Origin of the sequence: Salmonella sp. 32120201201600049SM, assembly GCF_017572835.1 — a bacterium.
In the GTDB taxonomy this organism is placed as follows: Bacteria; Pseudomonadota; Gammaproteobacteria; order Enterobacterales; family Enterobacteriaceae; genus Salmonella; species Salmonella enterica.
The window spans coordinates 431,650-454,833 of record NZ_JAGESA010000001.1; the positions used below are offsets into that span (position 1 = coordinate 431,650).

General features: G+C 53.2%; 23 protein-coding genes. 7 read left to right on the forward strand and 16 right to left on the reverse strand.

Features of this window, described 5'->3' with window-relative positions; translation table 11 throughout:
- Window positions 1–11: 11 nt before the first annotated feature.
- Entirely contained in the window at window positions 12–707 is a 696-nt protein-coding gene (bioD, locus tag J4650_RS02185) for a dethiobiotin synthase (protein WP_000919206.1), read from the forward strand.
- On the opposite strand, the gene clcB is transcribed toward bioD, so the two are convergent.
- The 11 genes from clcB to J4650_RS02240 form a co-directional block, all read right to left on the reverse strand.
- Window positions 663–1,952, reverse strand: coding sequence for a voltage-gated ClC-type chloride channel ClcB (clcB, locus tag J4650_RS02190; RefSeq protein ID WP_000554906.1), 1,290 nt, complete (start codon window positions 1,950–1,952; stop codon window positions 663–665). The genes bioD and clcB overlap by 45 nt on opposite strands.
- A gap of 135 nt (window positions 1,953–2,087) precedes the next feature.
- A complete protein-coding gene (gene osmV, locus J4650_RS02195) occupies window positions 2,088–3,236 on the reverse strand; it encodes an osmoprotectant ABC transporter ATP-binding protein OsmV (protein ID WP_000593093.1) in 1,149 nt (382 codons plus the stop codon).
- A complete protein-coding gene (gene osmW, locus J4650_RS02200) occupies window positions 3,236–3,883 on the reverse strand; it encodes an osmoprotectant ABC transporter permease OsmW (protein WP_000379673.1) in 648 nt (215 codons plus the stop codon). The genes osmV and osmW overlap by 1 nt, the downstream gene beginning before the upstream one ends.
- Window positions 3,884–3,892: 9 nt before the next feature.
- Window positions 3,893–4,795 (reverse strand): osmoprotectant ABC transporter substrate-binding protein OsmX, encoded by a 903-nt coding sequence (gene osmX, locus J4650_RS02205; protein WP_001211193.1) that lies wholly within the window; start codon window positions 4,793–4,795, stop codon window positions 3,893–3,895.
- 28 nt (window positions 4,796–4,823) lie between these two features.
- Window positions 4,824–5,534, reverse strand: coding sequence for an osmoprotectant ABC transporter permease OsmY (gene osmY, locus J4650_RS02210; protein ID WP_000557304.1), 711 nt, complete (start codon window positions 5,532–5,534; stop codon window positions 4,824–4,826).
- A 304-nt stretch (window positions 5,535–5,838) separates the two neighbouring features.
- Complete coding sequence (gene dmsD / locus J4650_RS02215) at window positions 5,839–6,453, reverse strand: Tat proofreading chaperone DmsD (RefSeq protein ID WP_000206564.1); 615 nt, start codon at window positions 6,451–6,453, stop codon at window positions 5,839–5,841.
- Between the two features lie 42 nt (window positions 6,454–6,495).
- The gene (locus J4650_RS02220) at window positions 6,496–7,353 is read right to left on the reverse strand and encodes a dimethyl sulfoxide reductase anchor subunit family protein (protein WP_023993249.1); all 858 of its coding nucleotides are present in this window, start codon (window positions 7,351–7,353) and stop codon (window positions 6,496–6,498) included.
- A gap of 1 nt (window position 7,354) precedes the next feature.
- Complete coding sequence (gene dmsB, locus J4650_RS02225; RefSeq protein ID WP_038988677.1) at window positions 7,355–7,972, reverse strand: dimethylsulfoxide reductase iron-sulfur subunit DmsB; 618 nt, start codon at window positions 7,970–7,972, stop codon at window positions 7,355–7,357.
- Window positions 7,973–7,982: 10 nt separating this feature from the next.
- Window positions 7,983–10,418 (reverse strand): selenate/tellurate reductase subunit YnfF, encoded by a 2,436-nt coding sequence (ynfF, locus tag J4650_RS02230; RefSeq protein WP_023993251.1) that lies wholly within the window; start codon window positions 10,416–10,418, stop codon window positions 7,983–7,985.
- A 98-nt stretch (window positions 10,419–10,516) separates the two neighbouring features.
- Window positions 10,517–12,955, reverse strand: coding sequence for a selenate/tellurate reductase subunit YnfE (gene ynfE, locus J4650_RS02235; RefSeq protein ID WP_001117604.1), 2,439 nt, complete (start codon window positions 12,953–12,955; stop codon window positions 10,517–10,519).
- Window positions 12,956–13,111: 156 nt separating this feature from the next.
- A complete protein-coding gene (locus J4650_RS02240; RefSeq protein ID WP_000975516.1) occupies window positions 13,112–13,420 on the reverse strand; it encodes a DUF1161 domain-containing protein in 309 nt (102 codons plus the stop codon).
- A 103-nt stretch (window positions 13,421–13,523) separates the two neighbouring features.
- Between J4650_RS02240 and J4650_RS02245 the strand changes: the two genes are divergently transcribed.
- A complete protein-coding gene (locus tag J4650_RS02245; protein WP_000743122.1) occupies window positions 13,524–14,234 on the forward strand; it encodes a YnfC family lipoprotein in 711 nt (236 codons plus the stop codon).
- A 40-nt stretch (window positions 14,235–14,274) separates the two neighbouring features.
- Here the strand turns inward: J4650_RS02245 and speG are convergent, their stop codons facing one another.
- Window positions 14,275–14,835 (reverse strand): spermidine N1-acetyltransferase, encoded by a 561-nt coding sequence (gene speG, locus J4650_RS02250; protein ID WP_000199997.1) that lies wholly within the window; start codon window positions 14,833–14,835, stop codon window positions 14,275–14,277.
- Between the two features lie 35 nt (window positions 14,836–14,870).
- Window positions 14,871–15,212, reverse strand: a complete 342-nt coding sequence (locus J4650_RS02255) for a DUF1283 family protein (RefSeq protein ID WP_001066440.1) — start codon at window positions 15,210–15,212, stop codon at window positions 14,871–14,873.
- Window positions 15,213–15,364: 152 nt separating this feature from the next.
- Here J4650_RS02255 and J4650_RS02260 point away from each other — a divergent pair, with 152 nt between their 5' ends.
- The 5 genes from J4650_RS02260 to J4650_RS02280 all read left to right on the forward strand — a co-directional run bounded on the left by J4650_RS02260 (window position 15,365) and on the right by J4650_RS02280 (window position 21,100).
- A complete protein-coding gene (locus J4650_RS02260; RefSeq protein ID WP_000921389.1) occupies window positions 15,365–15,691 on the forward strand; it encodes a YnfA family protein in 327 nt (108 codons plus the stop codon).
- Between the two features lie 121 nt (window positions 15,692–15,812).
- The gene (rspA, locus tag J4650_RS02265; protein WP_000706265.1) at window positions 15,813–17,027 is read left to right on the forward strand and encodes a starvation-sensing protein RspA; all 1,215 of its coding nucleotides are present in this window, start codon (window positions 15,813–15,815) and stop codon (window positions 17,025–17,027) included.
- A gap of 10 nt (window positions 17,028–17,037) precedes the next feature.
- On the forward strand, window positions 17,038–18,057 hold the full coding sequence (locus J4650_RS02270) for a Zn-dependent oxidoreductase (protein WP_023993252.1): 1,020 nt from the start codon (window positions 17,038–17,040) through the stop codon (window positions 18,055–18,057).
- A 53-nt stretch (window positions 18,058–18,110) separates the two neighbouring features.
- Entirely contained in the window at window positions 18,111–19,490 is a 1,380-nt protein-coding gene (locus tag J4650_RS02275) for an MFS transporter (protein WP_000192118.1), read from the forward strand.
- A 143-nt stretch (window positions 19,491–19,633) separates the two neighbouring features.
- Window positions 19,634–21,100: a mannitol dehydrogenase family protein gene (locus J4650_RS02280; RefSeq protein ID WP_001181258.1), complete on the forward strand. Its 1,467-nt coding sequence runs from the start codon at window positions 19,634–19,636 to the stop codon at window positions 21,098–21,100.
- 66 nt (window positions 21,101–21,166) lie between these two features.
- Here J4650_RS02280 and ydfZ read toward each other — a convergent pair whose 3' ends face one another.
- The 3 genes from ydfZ to ydfG all read right to left on the reverse strand — a co-directional run bounded on the left by ydfZ (window position 21,167) and on the right by ydfG (window position 23,113).
- Window positions 21,167–21,370, reverse strand: coding sequence for a putative selenium delivery protein YdfZ (gene ydfZ / locus J4650_RS02285; RefSeq protein ID WP_000989267.1), 204 nt, complete (start codon window positions 21,368–21,370; stop codon window positions 21,167–21,169).
- 180 nt (window positions 21,371–21,550) lie between these two features.
- Window positions 21,551–22,237: a GntR family transcriptional regulator gene (locus J4650_RS02290; RefSeq protein ID WP_000215562.1), complete on the reverse strand. Its 687-nt coding sequence runs from the start codon at window positions 22,235–22,237 to the stop codon at window positions 21,551–21,553.
- Between the two features lie 129 nt (window positions 22,238–22,366).
- Complete coding sequence (gene ydfG, locus J4650_RS02295) at window positions 22,367–23,113, reverse strand: bifunctional NADP-dependent 3-hydroxy acid dehydrogenase/3-hydroxypropionate dehydrogenase YdfG (protein WP_000636564.1); 747 nt, start codon at window positions 23,111–23,113, stop codon at window positions 22,367–22,369.
- Window positions 23,114–23,184 lie beyond the last annotated feature (71 nt).

The window sequence follows — 23,184 nt, forward strand, 5'->3', positions numbered from 1 at the left end:
TGGAGTTAGTGATGCTGAAGCGTTTCTTTATTACAGGTACAGACACTTCTGTTGGGAAGACGGTGGTTTCCCGCGCATTACTACAAGCGTTAGCGTCGGGTGGTAAGAGCGTTGCAGGGTATAAACCTGTCGCTAAAGGGAGCAAAGAGACTGCAGAAGGGATGCGCAACAAAGACGCGCTGGTATTGCAAAGCGTCTCTTCGCTGGAGTTGCCGTATGAGGCGATTAATCCGATCGCGTTAAGCGAAGAAGAAAGCAGCGTCGCGCATAGCTGTCCTATAAATTACACCTTGCTGTCCAACGGTCTGGCGAGCCTGAGCGATAAAGTGGACCACGTGGTTGTGGAGGGTACTGGCGGCTGGCGTAGTTTGATGAATGATTTACGTCCATTGTCCGAATGGGTGGTACAGGAACAGTTACCGGTATTGATGGTGGTAGGGATTCAGGAGGGGTGCATTAATCATGCGCTACTGACTGCGCAAGCTGTCGCTAACGATGGACTGCCATTAATTGGTTGGGTGGCGAATCGTATCAATCCTGGCCTGGCGCATTATGCTGAAATTATTGATGTGCTTGGGAAAAAACTGCCAGCGCCGCTGATTGGCGAGTTACCGTACCTGCCGCGCGCCGAGCAGCGTGAGCTGGGGCAGTATATTCGTTTGTCAATGCTCGGCAGCGTGCTGGCGGTAGATAGAATCATGGCGTAACGTTCGCGAGAGCACTGACGCGACTACACAGGCAATCAGCAGACCGGGGAGTAACTGATACTCGCCGGTCATTTCACAAATCATCAGGGTGGACATTATCGGCGCATGGGTTGTCGCCGCCAGTAGCGTCGCCATACCCGCCAGCCCCAATAAAATCGCTATTTCATCCGAGCCTGGCAGCCAGAATCCCCATATCCGACCCAGAAACATTCCAATTGATAATCCGACAAATAATGTTGGCGTAAAGACGCCGCCCGGCGCGCCAGACCCGCTGCTGGCGAGCACCGCCAGGATTTTGCACGCAAAAATTCCGCCAATCAGCGAGAATAGCGGCGGGGAGAGCAAAAATGATTGTACGACGCTATAGCCGTTTCCCCATACCGTGGGCGTGAGTAACGACAGTAATCCGACAATAAGCCCGCCCAGCGCCAGTTGCCAGGGCGGGGACAGTTTTAAGCGTAAGAAACTATTATGGCTGGCCGTCATCAGCCACATCAGTAATGGACCGCACAGACCGGCGACCAGGCCGGTACTGACTATCATGACGTACTCCCGCGCGTGGAGATCAACGGTCAGATGTACGGTATAGAGTAGTGAATCGCTACCGTTTAATAGATGGGTGGTTAGCAGGGCGACGACGGCGGAAACGACAACCGGGCCGAGGGAAGCCAGCATTAAGGTACCGAACAGGATTTCCGCGATAAACAGGCTGCCCGCCAGCGGCGCATGGTAAGCGCCCGCCATGCCCGCAGCGGCGCCGCTGGCGATCCATAATTTCCATTCCTCACGCGGCGTGAAGCGTCGGGCAAAGCTGGATGCCGCCAGCGCGGCGAGGAGGATCATTGCGCCTTCGCGACCAATTGCGCTGCCGCTGACCACGACCAGCAGCGAGGCCAGCGATTTCACCAGACTGGCGCCAACGTCAAATTGCCCGTCGGTTTGCAATGCTTCCATATAGTCAGTGGGCGCATGGGGGCGCTGTTGGTTCATTTTTTGCCACCCCCACAGCAACAGACCAGCGGCCAGGCCGCCAAGCGCTGGCGTAATCAGCCGTCGCCAGGGCGAAAGCCCCTCAGCCGCATTCACCAGACTGCCGGTGTCATTACTCAGGAAAATCCACTCCAGCAATTGCATCGCATGACGGAAGGCGGCGACAGCCAGCGCCGCGAGTATACCGATGAGCGTAGCGATCAGCAGGCGACGAAACATCGCGCGCAGATCCGGGTAAGCGTGTAAACGATGCATGAGCGGGTAAACAGGGAGTTTCAGGATAGCCTATTCTGCGGGGAAATGGCGTCAGACGCAAAAGCACTATGTGCGATATAATATTGCGTACAATAATGATACTGCCGGATAGCGAGAGGCCATCCGGCGGCAACGTTAGCTGCTTTCGTGAATATTTAGCGCCCGACGCGTGCGGCCTGAGCTGAGATAATCGGCGATGTAATCCTGAGAGATTTCACCGTTATAGCGTCCGTCTTCATCAACGATCGGCATCCAGCTAGTATTACTTTCGTACAATCTGGACAGCACAATACGCAGGTTATCTTCCGCTTTGCCCGTAATACGGAAAGGATGGGTGATATCGGCGCAGATTCCGCTGGCGTTCCGCGCTTCCCGGCGCTTCACAAATCCCAGTGGCTTACCGTCGTTGTCAATGACGGTAATGGCGCGAATATCGTGATCATCCATAATGCCGAACGCCTCGCTTAACGGCGTGGAAGGCCGCGCGGTAATGGTTGGCTGTTGGTCGGTCACATCGCCTGCGGAGACCAGTAGCAGACGCTTTAACGTTCTGTCCTGACCGACAAACGACCCGACAAACTCGTTAGCCGGTTTGGCCAGCAGTTCATCAGGACTGGCGCACTGTACAATTCGCCCCTGACGGAACACGGCGATACGGTCGCCGAGTTTTAGCGCTTCGTCGATATCATGGCTGACCAGCATCACGGTCTTTTTTAGCTTACGCTGCATATCCAGAAACTGGTTCTGGATCACTTCGCGGTTAATGGGGTCCACCGCGCCGAAGGGCTCATCCATCAGCAGTACCGGCGGATCGGCGGCCAGAGCGCGGATCACGCCAATACGCTGTTGCTGTCCCCCGGACATCTCCTTTGGATAGCGATGCAGAAATTTTCTGGCATCCAGCGCCACCATGTCCATCAACTCTTCGGCGCGTTGCTTGCAGCGCGCTTTGTCCCAACCCAACATGCGCGGCACAACGGTAATATTTTCTTCAATCGTCATATTAGGAAACAGGCCGATCTGCTGGATAACATACCCAATATTGCGGCGTAGCGTTACCGTATCCATATCGTTGGTATTCTCGCCGTTGATAAGAATATTACCGCTGCTGGGCGCGATCAGCCGGTTGATCATCTTTAACGTGGTGGTTTTGCCGCAGCCGGAGGGGCCAAGTAGTACGCACATTTCGCCTTCCGGCACGTTCAGGTTGACGTTGTCGACGGCTTTTAGCGGCTGACCCTTTTTCTGTACAAATTGTTTGGTGAGATTTTCCAGTTTTATCATTATCGTATCCCCTTAGGTGTCAGTACGACTTGCAGACGATGCAACAGCCAGTCAAGCACAATCGCCAGTAGACAGATCATTAGCGCGCCGGCAATTAACATGCGAATATCGCTGCCGCTAATGCCGTTTAACAGTAGCAGCCCCAGACCACCAGCGCCGATCACCGCGGCAATCGCCATCACGCCGATATTCATCACTACCGCGGTGCGGATACCCCCGAAAATAACCGGTAGGGCCATTGGGATTTCGACCCAGCGCAGCCGTTGCCAGAAAGTCATACCGATGCCGCGTCCCGCTTCACGCAGACCGGGCGGCAAACTATCAAGCGCAGTATGGGTATTACGGACAATCGGCAGTAAAGAGTAGAGAAAAACGGCCGTCACAGCGGGCAGAACGCCAATACCATGCCCGATCAGCGAAAAGAGCGGGATCATTAATCCAAACAGCGCGATAGACGGAATGGTAAGAAGTAGCGTGGCGGCGCCCAATACCGGCATTGCCAGCCATTTGTGGCGTACAATCAAAACGCCTAACGGTACGCCGATGATAATCGCCAGACCGACGGCCAGCGCGACCAGCCAGAGATGCTGAAAGGTAAGGCTGGCGAGATAGCCTGCATTATCCAGCATATAATGTATCGTATCCATAGGCGCTCCTTACAGCAGACCTTTGTCCTGCAAAAATTGATGGGCTACCTGTTGCGGCGTGCGATGCTCGATATCGACCTGGGCGTTTAGGGTCGATATCACATCGTTATTGAGCAGGCCGGAAAGGGTGTTTAAGGCGTCATCAAGGCCAGGATTGGCTTCCAGCACCTCTTTACGCACCACGGGCGTGACAGCGTAACTTGGAAAGAAGCCTTTATCATCTTCCAGCACTTTCAGATCAAACCCTTTCACCCGTCCGTCGGTGGTATAGACCAGTCCGGCGTCAACCAGCCCATCCCGAACGGCGTTATAGACCAGCCCTGGGTCCATCTGTCGTATTTGCGGGCGATCGAGCTGCATCTGGTAGGCTTGCTGAAGGGGCTTCATCCCGTCGCTGCGCCCGGCAAATTCCAGATCGAGGCCGAGCATCCAGTTGTGGTCAGGATCGTTCTGCCGGACCTGTTCGATTTTTGCCACCATTTGCGAGATGGTGGTGATATTTTCCGACTCGGCGCGTTTGCGCTGCATCGCGAACGCGTAAGTATTGTTCATGTCAGCCGGTTTGAGCCATACCAGGCCCAGCTTCGCATCCAGGCGTTTTACCGTGTCGTAGGTTTCCTGTGGACTCATGCGCTTATCGATACGGTTGAAAATAATCAGCGATGTACCGGTGTATTCCCAGGTAATATCAATTTGTTTATTCACCATCGCATTACGTGAAATCACCGCGGCGATATTGGTTTGCGGCTGAACCTGAAAGCCTTTCTTCTGCAAATACTGAACGGTCATAGCGGAAAGAATATGCTGCTCGGTAAAGCTTTTGGTGGCGAGAACCAGCGGCGCGGCCTGCGTCTGGCTACTGAACAACAGCGTTGCGGCAAGCCATCCCAACAGGTGTTTTTTGAATCTCATTTAACGCTCCTTATTGTTATTTATGCGTTCAGACGGTATGAGGGCTAAGGCGTCGCCCAAACCAGGCAAGCAGAGTGTCAAGAATCAGCGCGAATAACGCCGTGGCCGTTGCGCCGAGGATCAACGTCGGAAAATCGTTGAGATAAATTCCCGGGAAAATCAGCTCGCCGTAGCTGCTGGCGCCGATCAGAAAGGCCAGCGGCGCGGTGCCGACATTGATGGCGGTCGCGATGCGAATACCGGACAGCATCACTGGCCACGCATTAGGTAGCTCTACCTGACGAAGCCGCTGCCATTTTGTCATCCCAATCCCGTTCGCCGCTTCAATCAGTGAGGCGGGAACGGAACAGAGGCCCGCATAGGTATTGCGGACGATAGGCAGAAGAGAAGCCAGAAATAGCGCGACAATGGCGGGCGTATCGCCGATCCCGATAATCACCATCGCTAAGGCCAGGACGGCCAGTGGCGGCAAGGTATTACCAACATTAAAGATTTGCATGACATATTCAGCAAATCCTTTTGCCGCAGGACGGCTGAGTAAAATCCCACTCGGGATACCGACCAGTAAAGCAAAAAACATGGACGTAAAGACCAGCATCAAATGCCGTTGTCCGAGATACAGCAGATCGACCTGACGCGCTTTCAGCGTCTCCAGACCGATTCCCCAGATAAACAGCGCCAGTAACAGCAAAATGACGATAGTGAACCCAAGTACACGTTTTAGGGTGAGGGTGTGCATTGCGGTGTGTCTCCCTGTTTGCATGTGTTATGGCGACGTTAAGAGTCGCGTGTTGTTATGCCATGTTCCGGCAGGGTGCTTTGAGCTATAGCAACAGGTTGGGAAGGATTCCAGCGAAGCGTGATGTTTAACACTATTAAACATCTATTAACAATTATGCTTTGCCCTTATGCGGCTTAGGGTGAACATTCACGATAAAGAATTATCTTAAAAATAGAAGCGTGGTGTGACGTTGTCACTTTTTGTAGATAAAAATAGGCCGCAATGGGAGAAAAGGCAGGTAAAATCCTGCCTTTTGTGGGGATTAACGGAATAACGGTTTTACAGCGACGGGAATAATAAGTTGAGCTTGCCATTGCGCCAGAGTCAGACGCGCCAGTTGCCCCAACGCCTGATAAAACGGATGCCCGGCATGATCGATAAATACGTCCAGAAAGCGGGACGACCACGGAAACAGATGCCAGGCCAGGAGTTGTTCGCATTCATGATGACGATCATTCTCGGCAAGCCAGGCCGCCAGCAGCAACAGCGACCCAAAATGATCTTCTGGCTCGTTTTGTTGCATTTCAAACTGAATCCCGTTTTCGCGCATCCACTGACGTAGCGCCAGCGTAGAATCGCCAAATAATACGCTCTCACGATCCAGCCAGACGGAACCCCACGGCGGAGACGGCAGAGCGTAAGGGCCGATAAACAGACGCTGCCAGGCCTGTGGCAACGACTCTTCGCTGTGGGACTTAAACATAGCCGCCACAGGCGCAAGCGCCTCGGCATCAAGCGGCCACTGCGCCTGCCAGTCGTCGGTTAATAGCGCCTGAACCAGAGGAGCGGTTTCGTGGCTTTCCGGCGAATAATAAAACAACGCGCCGAGAACACGCGCCGTTACTGCAAAATCATCACGTTGTAAAAAAGTGGTCATTCAAACAATCCCGAAAGGTGCGGGTCGCCCCGCACGCATAAATTAACCTGCGACGGCCATACCTACAGTCATATGCAGGCCATAAAAAAGTCCGCGGCCAATAATTTCGCCTGCCAGCACCAGCACGACACCGAGCAGCAAACCAACGGTATGCGGTTCGCGGCGACGGATTAGCGGACATAGCCAGCAGCCTAATCCGGCAGAAAGCAAGACAATGCGCCAGACCTGTAGCATACCGTAATCCGGTGCGAGATGGCTGGCCTGTTGCACGGAACTGTGAATGGTTGAGAGAGACAGTCCTTGTAGTACGATGACCGCCACGCACACCACCAATGCCAGGCCGCTAATACTGGCAAACGTCACGCTGCAAAATGGGACGCGCGCGATGCGTAGCAGTAACGCCGCAAACACCGGGCCGCACAGGAATGCCGTGAGGAAAAAGGCCAGCGTGGTGTAGCCATTATACCAGGTTGGCACGGTATCTATCTGATAAACGAGCGTCATTGCCCAGATGAATGCAACGCCGAGCGCCATACTGACCAGCAGCCACACTTTACCCAGCACCGGGGGCATTTTACCGAGTACCGCCACCAGCCACCAGATGCCGCCTACGGCAAAGAACACCGATCCTGCGGCGATTTCATTACTCAGTGCGGAAGCGCCTACGCGGTTAAGCGAGTTAAAGGCACGCATCGGCGAGCCGAGATGCATAATCGACGCGAGGAATCCCAGTCCCATCACCAGCCACAGAAAAAACATGCTGCGCACGATGCGCTGACGGGCGATGGTATCGTCTTTTGCCGTCAGCCAGCCCAGTCCGCTAACGATTAACGCGCCGACCACGCACTGACCAAAGACCGTGAAGATCATCAACGGCCATTCATGCCATCCACTTCCCATCTTATACCTCCTTCGGATTGGCCAGATAACCGGTAGTGTCCCCGGTCGGGCGGCTGTTGGCGTTGGGTTTAATCACAATATTCGGCTTCGTGAAATGCGCGCGCGGCAACGGCGCGACGGCAGCCAGCTCTCCGTGTTTTTTACGCAGTTCGTCTATCGGGCCAAAGTCCAGCGCCCGCAGCGGGCAGGACTCCACGCAAATCGGTTTCTTGCCGTCAGCGACACGGTCATAACAGCCGTCGCACTTGGTCATATGACCTTTGGCCGCGTTGTACTGCGGCGCGCCGTACGGGCAGGCCATGTGGCAGTAGCGGCAGCCGATACAGACCTCTTCGTTCACCACCACAAAACCGTCATCGCGCTTGTGCATCGCGCCGCTCGGGCAGACTTTGGTACAGGCCGGGTCTTCGCAGTGGTTGCATGAAATGGAGAGATAATAGGCAAAGACGTTCTGGTGCCAGACGCCGTTATCTTCCTGCCAGTCACCGCCCGCATACTCATAAATGCGGCGGAAGTTGACGTCGGGAGTGAGATCTTTGTAGTCCTTGCAGGCCAGTTCGCAGGTTTTGCAACCGGTGCAACGACTGGAATCAATAAAAAATCCATACTGGGTTGTCATCGGTTACTCCTTACGCCTTTTCAACCTGAACAAGATTACTGTGTGACGGATTACCTTTCGCCAGTGGGGAAGGCCGGTGCGACGTCAGAATGTTAATGGAGCCGCCGCGATCGACTTTGTCGCCAAACATGTCGGCATTTAACCAGGCGCCCTGGCCGATAGCGGTGACGCCGGGCAATATGCGCGGCGTGACTTTTGCCGGAATGAGCATCTCTCCATTCTGGTTAAAGACCCGCACGGTGTCGCCATGCTGAATGCCGCGCGCTTGCGCATCAATCGGGTTGATCCAGATCTCCTGCGGACACGCCTGTTGCAGGATGTCGATATTGCCGTAGCTGGAGTGGGTACGCGCTTTATAGTGGAAGCCGGTTAGCTGTAGCGGGTAGCGCTGACGAAGCGGATCGTCCCAACCGTCAAAGCCTGGCGTATAGGCGGGTAAAGGATGGATAATCTCATCTTTCTTCAGCTCCCACGTGTTGGCGAGGGTTGCCAGACGCTCGGAATAGATTTCGATTTTACCGGACGGCGTTTTCAGTGGGTTGGCGGCAGGGTCTTCGCGGAATGAGCGGAAAGCGACGTAGTGCTCCTCCGGGCATTTTTTCTTGAAAATCCCTGTCTGTTTCATCTCTTCGTAATCCGGCATTTCCGGGTTACGCGCTTTGGTTTTTGCGTGCAGGTATTTGACCCACTCATGCTGCGTGCGGCCTTCTGTGAAGGTCTGGTATACGTCCGGACCAAGCCGTTTAGCCACTTCACTGAGCGTCCAGTAAATGGGCTTTCTTTCAAATTTCGGCGAGGTGGCGGGCTGACCAAGAATGACATAGCCCATATTGCCTGCGGATTCGTGGGAAATCAGATCTTCCTGCTCGGTCGGCATTAAATCAGGCAGCAGAATGTCGCAATATTTTGCCGACGCGGTCATAAAGTGCTCGATGCCGACGATCATTTCACATTTACTGTCGTCCTGAAGCACCTCGTGGGTGTGGGCGATGTCGCCATGCTGATTGATCAGCGTATTACTGGCGTAGCACCACAAAAATTTGATCGGCACGTCGAGCTTGTCTTTTCCCCGCACGCCGTCGCGTGTGGCGGTCATTTCCGCGCCATGATCGATAGCGTCGGTCCAGGTAAAGACCGAAATCTGGGTTTTTACCGGGTTCTCCAGCATAGAAAACCATTCGACGCCCAGATCCCAGGTGCCTTCGCGCACGCCGGAATTACCGCCATTTATGCCGACGTTACCGGTGAGTACAGACAGCATGGCGATTGCGCGTGCGGTCTGCTCCCCGTTAGAGTGGCGTTGCGGTCCCCAGCCCTGGCAAATGTAAGCCGGTTTCGCCGAGCCGATTTCCCGCGCCAGTTGAATGATTTTTTCCGCCGGAATACTGGTAATCTGCGCGGCCCATTGCGGCGTTTTAGCAATACCGTCGTCGCCCTGACCCAAAATATAGGCTTTATAGTGCGCGTTACGCGGGGCCGAGGCGGGCAGAGTGGTTTCGTCGTAGCCGATGCAGTATTTATCCAGAAACGGTTTATCAATAAGATCTTCGGTAATCAGCACCCAGGCGATTGCCGCCGCCAGCGCGCCATCGGTACCAGGGCGAATCGGCAGCCACTCGTCTTCGCGGCCGGCGGCAGTGTCGTTATAACGCGGGTCAATCACGATCATCCGGGCGTTGGAGCGCTCGCGCGCTTGTTCGACATAGTATGTCACGCCGCCGCCGCTCATACGTGTTTCCGCGGGGTTATTGCCAAACATCACCACCAGTTTTGTATTGGCGATATCATCCGGACTGTTGCCGTCGTTGCCGCCGAACATATAGCTCATGGCCGCGCTGATTTGGGCGGTGCTGTAGCTACCGTAACGGCTGAGATAGCCGCCGCAGGCGTTCATCAGGCGATACGGTACGTTAGAATTGGTAATATTGCCGCCGTCCACGCCGGTACCGTAAAGGACATGTACCGCTTCGTTGCCGTAGTCCTTGAGGATACGTTTCAGGTTATCGCCGATGGTATCCAACGCTTCATCCCAACTGATACGTTCGAATTTGCCTTCTCCTCGTTTACCAACGCGTTTCATCGGATATTTCAGGCGATCGGGATGATTCATCCGGCGACGAATAGAACGGCCGCGCAGGCAGGCGCGTACCTGATGGTTGCCATATTCATCGTTGCCCGTGGTATCTGATTCAACCCAATATACGGTGTCATCTTTTACGTGAAGGCGCAGCAGGCAGCGGCTGCCGCAGTTAACGGTACATGAACTCCAGACCGCTTTTTCTGCCACATTGCCGGATGCGAGGTCTGCTGCGGCGTGTGCGATGCGGGAGAACGGAAGGGTGAAAGCGCTACTGGCAAGCGCAAGGCTACCGATAGCGGAGGTTTTCACCAGGCTTCGTCGGCTGATACTGGCCGCCATTAATGCCTCAGGGTTGGTGATTTTCATAACAGCTCACTATGCTCATCCAAAAAAGAGTTTTAAATGTCGTTGTGTTCGCAAAACGGGGAGCTCCGGGCGCGTAAAAACGTCCCGGAGCAGGCGGCTTAGATTTTTTCGATTTCCACCAGATTTGTATGTTGAGGATTCCCTTTTGCCAGGGGGGAAGGACGCAGCGTCGTGAGCGTATTGATGCAGGCGCCGTGGTCAATTTTATCGCCAGCCATATCCGCATTATGCCATGCGCCCTGACCCATCGCGCTGACGCCCGGCAGAATACGCGGCGTGACTTTGGCGGGTAGACGCACCTCTCCACGATCGTTAAAGACGCGAACCTTATCGCCATTCGCGATACCGCGTTTTTGCGCATCGAGCGGATTTATCCACACCTCCTGGCGACAGGCGGCCTGCAGAACATCAATATTGCCGTAGCTTGAATGGGTACGGGATTTATAGTGAAAGCCAAACAGCTGTAGCGGGAAGGTGCTCCGCTTCGGATCGTCCCATCCTTCAAAAGTAGGGGTATAAATCGGCAGTGGGCTTATCACGTCGCCTTCCGCCAGCTCCCAGGTACTGGCGATGTGAGCGAGTTTGCTTGAGTAGATTTCGATTTTACCGGACGGCGTTTTTAACGGATTGGCCTGCGGATCTTCACGAAATTTTTTATAGGCGACAAAGTGGCCGTTGGGATCTTTGCGTTTATAGATGCCCATTTTTTTCAGATCGTCATACGCGGGCAATGCCGGATCTCTTGCCTGCATTTTGGCGTACAGATATTGCAGCCATTGCGCCTGTGTACGGCCTTCGGTAAACCGCTGATACACATCGTCGCCGAGGCGTCTGGCGATTTCGCTGAGTACCCAGTAGATGGGCTTGCGCTCGAACTTAGGCGTCGTCGCCGGTTGGATAAAAATCAGATATCCCATATTGCCGGCGTAATCATTGGGGATGATATCCTCCTGTTCGACGGTCATGAGATCCGGCAGTAAAATATCAGCGTACTTCGCGGAAGAGGTCATAAAGTTGTCGATGACCACAATCATTTCGCATTTCGCTTCATCCTGAAGAATTTCATGGGTTTTATTAATATCCGAATGCTGATTAATCAGGGTGTTGCCAGCGTAGTTCCATAGAAATTTGATCGGGACATCCAGCTTATCTTTGCCGCGTACGCCGTCGCGCAGGGCGGTCATTTCCGGGCCGCGCGCAATGGCGTCCGTCCAGCTAAAGCAGGAGATGGCGGTTTTAACGGGATTCTCCAGGACCGGCAGACGTTCAATGGTAATGGTGTAAGTGGATTCGCGTGCGCCGCTATTACCGCCATGAATGCCGACGTTGCCGGTCAGAATCGGTAACATGGCGATGGCGCGAGCGGTTTGTTCGCCGTTCGCCTGACGCTGCGGGCCCCAACCCTGACAGATGTAGGCCGGCTTGACGCTGCCTATCTCGCGCGCCAGTTTGATAATCCGATCGGCGGGGATGCCGGTAATATGCGATGCCCACTGCGGCGTTTTGGCGATACCGTCCTCGCCCTGACCCAAAATATAAGCCTTATAATGGCCATTGGGGGGCGCGTCAGCCGGAAGGGTCTTTTCATCGTAGCCGATGCAATAGTTATCGAGAAAAGGCTGGTCAACGAGATTTTCGTTAATCAATACCCAGGCAATTCCCGCCACCAGCGCGGCATCGGTGCCGGGGCGAATCGGTATCCACTCGTCTTCACGTCCGGCAGCGGTATCGGTATAGCGCGGATCTATTACGATCATGCGCGCATTTGAGCGTTCACGCGCTTGCTCCAGAAACCAGGTAATGCCGCCGCCGCTCATGCGTGTTTCAGCCGGATTATTGCCGAACATGACCACCAGTTTACTGTTTTCGATATCAGATGTGCTGTTGCCGTCGTTGGAACCATAGGTGTAGGGCATGGCGCAAGAAATTTGCGCGGTACTGTATGAGCCGTATTGATTCAACGAACCGCCGTAGCAGTTCATCAAACGCTTCACCGGCGAGGCGGCAGGCGACGAGCGGGTTATGTTGCCGCCTACGATGCCGGATGAATAGTGGATATAAACGGCTTCATTGCCGTAGGTCTCTACGGTCTTTTTCAGGCTGGCGCTAATGGTGTCCAGTGCTTCCTGCCAGCTAATGCGTTCAAATTTGCCTTCGCCGCGGCGGCCAACGCGTTTCATGGGATAGTTAAGGCGATCCGGATGGTTAATACGCCGACGGATTGAACGGCCCCGCAGGCAGGCGCGAACCTGATGATTGCCGTAGACATCGTCGCCAGTGTTATCAGTTTCAACCCACCAGACTTCATTATCTTTTACATGCAGACGCAGGGCGCAGCGACTGCCGCAGTTGACCGAACAGGCGCCCCAGACGATTTTATCTTCTTCGTTGCGCATAGCCTGCTGCACCGCCGCGGCCGCGGTACGCATCCCAAACGGTAAAGATACGCCTCCGGCAGCCAGCGCCAGTGAGCCAAGCGCCGCTGATTTCACTAACGTCCTGCGGCTAACGCCTGTTTGTTGCTTTTCTCCGGGCATCACTCACTCCATTGTCGTTATTATTTCGCTATATATTGATAACTATAACGAAATTATTAACATGCTAATGATGTAATGAGTTTACCCCTTTGGGAGTAAGGATTATTAATCCATGTCAAAGAGCGTTACCCTCCGGACCCGGAGGGCAGGAGGAGGTTATTGCGGTTCGGCGGATGAACCGTCCTGAGCGGGAGAGGTATTGGCTGGCGCATTGCCGCTGCTGGTGCGGGTATAAAGAATTTTATGCGTGTCGTTCGCGCAATGGCCCACCACCTGTGAGTCCGGCTGATCGGCCTGGTCGTTAGGAACGATAGTGAGCGTAAAATTATCCGCCGGCACGCCGTTATTGATGATACGTTGTTCAATATCGCTTTTTACTCTCTCGCACGATCCCGGTGCCGCCATCACCAGCGAGGGGGCGCTAACTAACGCCAGAGCGGCTATTGCAGTTGCGATTTTCATCATGAACTCCTGTGATTAATGACGATGTTCTAAGCTTAGCATTTTTCGTGTAAATAACTGTATTTGCTAATATGATGATAAATATCTTTTCATCCTGGTGATACGTGTGAAGAAACCCCTTTTACTGACGTTATTGTGCATGATACTGGCAGGTTGTGATAACCCGAAATCCCTTGAGTCTTTTACGCCGGAAATGGCCAGTTTTTCGAACGAATTTGATTTTGATCCATTACGTGGTCCGGTAAAGGATTTCAGCCAGACATTGATGAGTGAGAATGGCGAAGTGGCGAAGCAGGTCACCGGTACGCTTTCACAGGAAGGCTGTTTTGATACGCTTGAGTTACACGATCTGGAGAATAATACGGGGCTGGCGCTCGTGCTGGATGCCAATTATTACCGGGATGCTCAGACGCTGGAAAAAAAGGTGCAGTTACAGGGGAAGTGCCAGCTGGCGGCGTTGCCTTCGGCGGGCGTGACCTGGGAAACGGACGACAACGGTTTTGTGGTATCGGCGACGGGCAAAGAGATGAAAGTCGAGTATCGCTATGATAGCGAAGGTTATCCGCTAGGTAAGACAACCATAAACTCGCAGAATACGCTCTCTGTGACGGCAAAACCCTCCGCGGACCCGCGTAAAAAGCTGGATTACACGGCAGTCAGCCGGGTGGATGATCGACAGGTCGGCAACGTCACACAGAGCTGCGAATATGATGCGTACGCGAACCCTGTTGACTGCCGGCTTGTTATCGTCGATGAGAGCGTTAAGCCGGCAGTGTCCCACCATTACACCATTAAAAATCGTATCGATTACTACTAAACCGGGCGCGGTGCGACTCTCCGTGACTGCCGCGCCGCGTTTACTGCGCGGTGGGTTTCAGGAGCGTAGAACCGGACGTTTTATGTTCATCCAGATACTGCTGCTGGAAGATACACATGCGGATGGTGTTACGGTATTCGCCGTTAATGAAGAACTCATGAATCAGCTCGCCTTCTACTCTAAAGCCGAGTTTACGGTAGATGTGAATCGCTTTTTCATTCTCTTTATCGACGATCAAATACAATTTATAGAGATTGAGTACGGTAAATCCGTAATCCATCGCCAGTTTGGCCGCGCGTGACGCCAGGCCTTTTCCCTGGTACTCCGGCGAGATAATAATCTGAAATTCCGCCCGCCGATGCACATGGTTAATTTCCACCAGTTCCACCAGCCCGGCGTTTTCACCATCGCATTCGACGACAAAGCGCCGTTCGCTTTGGTCGTGGATGTGTTTGTCGTAGAGATCCGACAGTTCGACAAAAGCCTCATACGGCTCCTCAAACCAGTAACGCATAACGCTGGCATTATTATCAAGCTGGTGGACAAATCGTAAATCTTCACGCTCAAGCGGGCGCAGTCTGACCTTGTAGTCACTTGTCATACTGTATCCTTACACTTCCTTTTAGTTATCCTGCATCAGGGCGTAATAACGCGACCTGTACGACGATCCAGACACCGCAGCGTATTGGGTTCCCAATAGGCGTTGATGTTGGCGCTTTGCTCGCATTTATCGCGGTTATCAAAGGCGGCATCGGCTTTGTCCCACTCTTTTTCTGCGCGGGTATTCACTTTCTGACGCAGACTGCGAGTGTCGTTCCATTGTTCCTTTTCCATCGCCGCTTCCTGACGACTTTGTGCGCTATCTCCCGATTCAATCACCAGTTTACTGGTTTCAGCGAATGCGGAAGTAGTATATACAACGGCCGCCAACGTAAGCATTGCCGTCAGGCACAGGCGTTTGCTCAGCGTATTGTTCATCACAACATCCTTTCATTAGAGGGGAAAAAGCGGTAAACCACCTGTAAATTCTACACCAATCCTTATGCCTGGCATATACACAAGAATGGCCGGATAACCGTAACGATATTCTGTTGTATTATCACTTATCATTTCGTAACCAAATGAATCTCATGCTAAAGACGACTCTGCTTTTCTTTGTCACCGCCCTCTGTGAAATCATTGGATGTTTTCTTCCCTGGCTATGGCTTAAGCGCGGCGCCAGCGTGTGGTGGCTTCTGCCCGCTGCCGCGTCACTCGCGTTATTCGTCTGGCTTTTGACCTTGCATCCGGCGGCGAGTGGGCGGGTTTATGCGGCTTACGGCGGGGTATATGTCTGTACTGCGCTCCTGTGGTTACGTGTTGTCGATGGCGTCCGGCTCACGGTTTATGACTGGTGCGGCGCGCTGATCGCGCTGTGTGGAATGCTGATTATCGTCGTCGGATGGGGACGTACGTAACATTGCCGCGCGACCAGAACATTTTGTGATCTGGCAGCGCTTTTTACATCAATATACTTGTATGGTAGTAGCTCAGTTGGGTAAATTTCCTGCATCCCATAATGCGATGTAAGGAATAAACATGAAGATTGTAGGGGCTGAAGTTTTTGTTACGTGTCCAGGGCGTAACTTCGTCACCTTAAAGATAACCACGGAAGACGGGATCACCGGTCTGGGGGATGCCACCCTGAACGGACGCGAGCTCCCGGTGGCCTCGTACCTTACCGATCACCTGTGCCCACAGCTCATCGGGCGGGATGCTCGCCGCATCGAAGATATCTGGCAGTTCTTCTACAAAGGCGCGTACTGGCGCCGTGGCCCTGTCACCATGTCCGCCATTTCCGCGGTTGATATGGCGCTATGGGATATTAAAGCCAAAGCCGCCAATATGCCGTTGTATCAGTTACTCGGCGGCGCTTCGCGTGAAGGCGTCATGGTGTATTGCCATACCACAGGCCACACCATCGACGATGTGCTGGAAGACTACGCGCGTCATAAAGAGCAAGGGTTCAAAGCAATCCGCGTGCAGTGCGGCGTTCCGGGGATGAAAACCACCTACGGCATGGCGAAAGGCAAGGGGCTGGCCTATGAGCCCGCGACAAAAGGCCAGTGGCCGGAAGAACAATTGTGGTCAACAGAAAAGTATCTCGATTTTACGCCAAAGCTGTTTGACGCCGTGCGTAATACGTTCGGTTTTAATGAACATCTTCTGCACGATATGCATCACCGACTGACGCCTATTGAGGCTGCCCGCTTTGGCAAATGTATTGAAGACTATCGTTTGTTCTGGATGGAAGATCCGACGCCGGCTGAAAATCAGGCGTGCTTCCGCCTCATCCGCCAGCATACGGTCACGCCGATTGCGGTAGGCGAAGTCTTTAACAGTATCTGGGATTGCAAACAGCTCATTGAAGAGCAATTGATTGACTATATCCGCACCACGCTTACCCATGCCGGTGGTATTACCGGGATGCGCCGCATTGCCGATTTTGCCTCGCTCTACCAGGTGCGTACCGGTTCGCATGGGCCGTCCGATCTGTCGCCGGTTTGTATGGCCGCTGCATTACATTTCGACCTGTGGGTGCCTAACTTTGGCGTGCAGGAGTATATGGGCTACTCCGAACAGATGCTGGAGGTTTTCCCGCATAACTGGACGTTCGAGGGCGGCTATATGCATCCGGGCGACAAGCCAGGACTGGGCATTGAGTTCGATGAAAAACTGGCGGCGAAATATCCGTACGATCCAGCCTATTTGCCGGTGGCCCGCCTGGAAGACGGCACACTGTGGAACTGGTAAGGAGCGAAAAATGAAAAGCATCGTAATCGAAAAACCGAATACATTAACTATCGAAACGCGCGCGCTTCCGCAGCCTACGCCGGGTGAAGTTCGTATTAAAGTGAAACTGGCGGGTATCTGCGGTTCCGACAGTCATATTTATCGGGGACATAATCCCTTTGCAAAATATCCCCGTGTCATAGGCCATGAATTTTTCGGTGTCATCGACGCGGTAGGCGACAACGTCAATCGCGACCGGATAGGAGAACGGGTATCCGTCGATCCGGTGATCAGTTGCGGGCATTGTTACCCTTGTTCAGTCGGTAAACCCAATGTGTGTACCTCGCTGGTGGTGCTGGGCGTGCATCGTGACGGCGGTTTCAGCGAGTATGCGGTGGCGCCGGCCCGTAATGCTCATCGCATACCGGACAACATCGCAGACCATCATGCCGTCATGGTTGAGCCGTTTACCATTGCGGCAAATGTGACGGGGCAGGTGAATCCAACCGAACAGGACGTGGCGCTTATCTATGGCGCAGGCCCGATGGGACTGACGACCGTACAGGCGCTGAAGGGGGTTTATCAGGTTAAAACGGTCATAGTCGTTGATCGCATTGAAGAGCGTTTAGCGATGGCGAAGCAGAGCGGCGCTGACTGGACCCTCAATAATGGTCAACATTCACTGGCGGAATTTCTACAGCAGAAGGCGCTAAAGCCGACCTTGATTGTCGATGCCGCCTGTCATCCCGCTATCCTGCAAGAGGCGATTACCCTTGCATCGCCTGCGGCACGCATTGTCCTGATGGGATTTTCCAGCGACCCGTGTGAGATTGTACAGCAGGGTATTACCGGAAAAGAGCTGGCTATTTATTCATCGCGTCTTAATGCCAATAAATTCCCGGTCGTGATTGACTGGCTGAATAAAGGGCTTATTGATCCGGATAAGCTGATAACGCATACATTTGATTATCAACATGTCACCGACGCGATTGAGCTTTTCGAGAAAGACCAGCGTCAATGCTGCAAAGTCTTACTCACGTTTGCGAAATAATATAAATAATTGCGAGTAAGTGGTACGCATCTTACCTCTTAGAGATTGCCTATATGACACAAATAAAGCATGAACGCTCGACTCAGGATTTAGTGCGCGCTGCCGTATCTGGCTGGTTAGGCACCGCGCTTGAATTTATGGATTTTCAGTTATATTCACTAGGCGCGGCTCTGGTCTTCCATGAGATATTTTTCCCGGAACAGTCTGCCGCGATGGCGCTTATTCTGGCAATGGGCACCTATGGTGCAGGTTATATAGCCAGAATTATCGGCGCCTTTGTTTTTGGTAAAATGGGCGACCGCATCGGACGAAAAAAAGTATTGTTTATTACTATCACCATGATGGGGATCTGCACCACGCTGATTGGCGTACTGCCGACGTATGCGCAAATCGGCATTTTTGCGCCAGTATTACTGGTAACATTGCGAATTATACAGGGGCTGGGCGCCGGGGCGGAAATTTCCGGCGCGGGTACCATGCTGGCCGAGTATGCGCCGAAAGGAAAGCGTGGCATCATTTCCTCGCTGGTCGCGATGGGCACCAATTGCGGTACGTTGAGCGCGACGGCGATCTGGGCGGTGATGTTCTTTGCGCTTGAACGCGAACAACTGATCGCCTGGGGATGGCGTATTCCTTTCCTGGCGAGCGTCGTTGTTATGATATTCGCGATCTGGCTGCGAATGAATCTGAAAGAAAGTCCGGTATTCGAAAAAGTAAGCGAAGGTGAAAAATCGCCAGCGTTAACGCCTGCGTCAGAAAATACATTGGGCGCGATGTTTACCAGCAAATCTTTCTGGCTGGCCACAGGTTTACGTTTTGGACAAGCGGGGAATTCCGGGCTTATTCAAACCTTCCTTGCCGGATATTTAGTTCAGACGTTATTATTTAACAAATCTATCCCAACCGATGCGTTAATGATAAGTTCCGTAATTGGTTTTATCACTATCCCACTATTAGGGTGGTTGTCCGATAAATACGGCCGTCGGCTGCCGTATATAATATTGAATATCTCCGCGATTATTCTCGCCTGGCCGATGCTGTCTATTGTGGTAGATAAAACGTATAGCCCTGGCGTTATTATGGCAGCGCTCATTGTTATTCATAACTTTGCCGTGCTGGGATTATTTGCGCTGGAAAACATCACCATGGCGGAAATTTTCGGATCGCGTAATCGCTTCACCCGGATGGCGATTTCAAAAGAGGCTGGGGGGCTGGTGGCGGTTGGCTTTGGCCCCGTCCTCGCAGGGATCTTTTGTAACATGACCGATTCCTGGCTGCCCATCTTAATTATGCTGGTGCTCTACTCGTGTATTGGTCTGATTTCTGCGCTGTTGATGCCGGAGGTCAGAGATCGCGACCTGAGTCTGCCTGAGGATGCGGCGGAAGCGACAGCGGCAGAGAAGTTACGCCACTCCGCAACCCAGACGAGTTAAATCGTGTCGACGGTATGGCCGGAACGCTAATGCGGTTTCGGCCATGCTGTCCGGTCACTTTTGTTTAATCAGTGTAAATCCAAATGCACCAGGGCAGGCGTTACTCTGCGACTGCTCCGCTTTCAGAATATAGAGGTTATAAAATGCAAAACAGGCTTTTATCGGCAAAGGCGACGCTTCCTGATTACGATCGCGCGGCGCTGGCGGCGCGGATGGTCCATCTCGGTTTTGGCGCGTTTCATCGCGCGCATCAGGGGGTTTATACAGATATTCTGGCTGCGGAGCAGCATAGCGACTGGGGCTATTATGAGGTTAATCTTATTGGCGGCGAACAACAGATTGCCGATCTAAAGCAGCAGGATAACCTCTATACCGTGGCGGAGATGTCGGCGGAAGCCTGGACGGCGCGTGTGGTGGGCGTCGTCAAAGCGGCGTTGCATGTCCAGGTTGATGGTCTGGAACGTGTGCTGGCGGCGATGTGCGAACCGCAAATAGCGATTGTGTCTCTGACCATTACCGAGAAAGGGTATTGTCATTCGCCAGCCACGGGCCAACTTCTGCTGGAACATCCCATGATTGCCGCCGACCTGCAAAATCCGCATCAACCGCTAACGGCACCGGGTATTATTGTCGAAGCGTTAGCGCGTCGTAAAGCCGCAGGCTTACCGGCATTTACCGTGATGTCCTGCGATAACATGCCGGAAAATGGGCATGTGACGCGTCAGGTTGTGACGGCTTACGCCCGGGAGGTGGATGCGGAACTGGCGATATGGATCGAGCAAAACGTGACATTTCCGTCAACGATGGTTGATCGGATTGTCCCTGCGGTCACGCCGGAGACGCTGGATAAAATCGAACAACTGACCGGCGTGCGCGATCCGGCGGGCGTTGCCTGTGAACCGTTTCGTCAGTGGGTGATAGAGGATACGTTTGTGGCGGGTCGTCCGCTGTGGGAAAACGCGGGCGCGACGTTGGTCGCCGACGTGGTTCCGTTTGAAGAGATGAAACTGCGAATGCTTAACGGCAGTCATTCATTCCTGGCTTATCTGGGGTATCTTGCCGGCTATCAGCATATTAATGACTGCATGGCTGACGACAACTATCGTCTGACCGCGCAGGCGTTAATGTTACGCGAGCAGGCGCCAACGCTGAAAGTCCAGGGGGTAGATTTACAGCGTTATGCCGATCAGTTGATTGCGCGTTACCGTAATCCGGCGCTGCGTCATCGTACCTGGCAGATTGCGATGGATGGCAGCCAGAAACTTCCGCAGCGTATGCTGGACTCCGTTCGCTGGCATCTTGCTAATCATAGCGATTTTGATTTGCTGGCGCTGGGCGTGGCGGGGTGGATGCGTTACGTTGGCGGCGTGGATGAGCAGGGCAAGGCCATCGACGTCAGCGATCCGCTATTGCCGGTTATTCAGCGCGCCGTGGCAAACAGTGAAGAAGGCGCCAGTCGTGTTAAGGCGCTGCTGGGAATGGCAGAAATTTTCGGCAACGATTTGCCGCAGGCGGCGCGGTTTACGCAAAAAGTGCAAGAAGCCTATGACAGTTTACTGACATATGGCGCGAAAGCGAGCGTGGCGAAATATGCCGAGCGGTTGAAGTAGCGCAACAGAGACCCGGTAGCATTATGCTACCGGGAAGGCCGGAGCGGTTCTTAGCGGCCAGTAGTATCAGTTCATGCCAAGACGAATCAGTTCGACTGGCGCGAATTTACCTTCACAACCTTCGACAATCACCGTTTTGCCGCGGCGAATTTGACCTGCATCCAGACCTTCGCTCTCAATGGCTTTGATAATCCCGGTATGACCTGTGCCGCTTATCATGACCCGGCTACCGGTAGTGATTGCGTTACGGTTACGATCGTATGTCATCATGGTGTTTTCTCCTTTCAAACTTACTGCCAAAGCCCGCAGGTTTCCCCGCATGACGGGCGACATATAAATACGCTTATCGTTGCGAATTTTTTTTGTTTTTGATCAAGCTCACGGCTTTTTAGGCGGGAATGTGCAGGGTGAGAAAGCGGAGAAGGCGTCTCACCCCGACGTTAAAGGGAGTTAGTCTTCGCTAAACCAGCCGCTGTTTTCCTGACGAATAAGCTGAACGGATTCGCTAATTTCCTGCAAATGCTGGGTCATTGCGCTCTCAACCGCATTGCCGTCACGATTTTCCAGCGCGGAGAAAATATCATGGTGCTGGCGCAACAACATCTCCGGCGGAGAAACATGATCCAGACTCATATAGCGAACCCGGTCGATTGTCGCTTTGATATTTTCAATGGTATCCCACGCTAACTGGCAATCGGCGATCTGCGCCAGCTTTTGGTGGAAATCGTCATCAAGCTGGAAAAAATCATCAATCTGTTTGCGCTCGATGGCAATATGTTGCAGGTGCAGGTTTTGCGCCAGTTGATAGCACTGGTTGTCGGTGATCATCGCCGCCGCACGGCGGACCACCGCGCATTCGATAGCCTGCCGAACAAAGCAGCCATTCTGTACCTGAGAAAGCGAAATCTTATTCACATAACTACCGCGCTGAGGGCGGATCTGAATCAACCCATTTTCCGCCAGCTTTATAAAAGCCTCGCGCACCGGTTGACGCGAAACGTTAAAACGGGTTGAGACCTCTTTTTCTGATAGCGGCGTGCCAGGCGGGATAAGACAATGCACGATATCACGCCGAAGAATACGGTAAATTTGCTGGTTGACAGGCTGTGTAGGGTTAAGCTGCGTTTCGACGGTCATTCATTCTTACTTTTTAGGCGGTTGACCCGGATACTCTACCACTTTTCCGTGGTGGTCTATACCTTTCATGTTTCTGGTTGCAGATACGTTTGCCAGGGATTACCCGGCCCGCAGACCGGGTATAACCCCTTAGCTACGGTGGACGCTGAGCCCTGCGAAGGATTGGGTAACAGGCATCATTTCAACGGTATTAATATTCACATGCGCGGGGAGTGTGGCCACCCACCATACCGCTTCGGTAATGTCTTCTGGCGTGAGCGCGGTGGTATTTTCGTAGGTTTTACCCGCTTTCTCATCGTCGCCTTTGAAACGGACGCTGGAAAACTCGGTACCGCCAACCAGACCCGGTTCAATGTCGGTCACGCGAACCGCCGTGCCGTGTAAATCCGTGCGCAAATTCAGGCTAAACTGGCGCACAAAGGCTTTCGTCGCGCCATAGACGTTGCCACCAGCATAAGGCCAACTGCCGGCGGTTGAACCGATGTTAATGATATGACCGCGATTACGTTCGACCATTCCTGGCAGCACGGCGCGGGTCATATAAATTAAGCCTTTATTATTAGTATCGATCATAGTTTCCCAGTCTTCTACGCTGGCTTTATGCGCCGGTTCAAGACCCAGCGCCAGACCGGCGTTATTGACCAGCACATCAATATCGCGCCACTGCGCAGGCAGAGAGGCCATCATCTCTTCGATGGCCGCGCGGTTGCGCACGTCCAGTTGGGCGGTCAATACGTTCTCGCCAAGCTCATCTTTTAACGCTTGCAGGCGTTCATGACGACGTCCCGTGGCAATGACTTTATGTCCATTCTCAACAAAACGGCGTGCAATGCACTCGCCAAACCCTGCGGTTGCTCCAGTTACTAAAACGATCATCACACAGTTCCTCAACGCTTTTTGTGTTGTATTACCATAGCACGCGGCGTTTATGAAAGGGTAATCCTGGT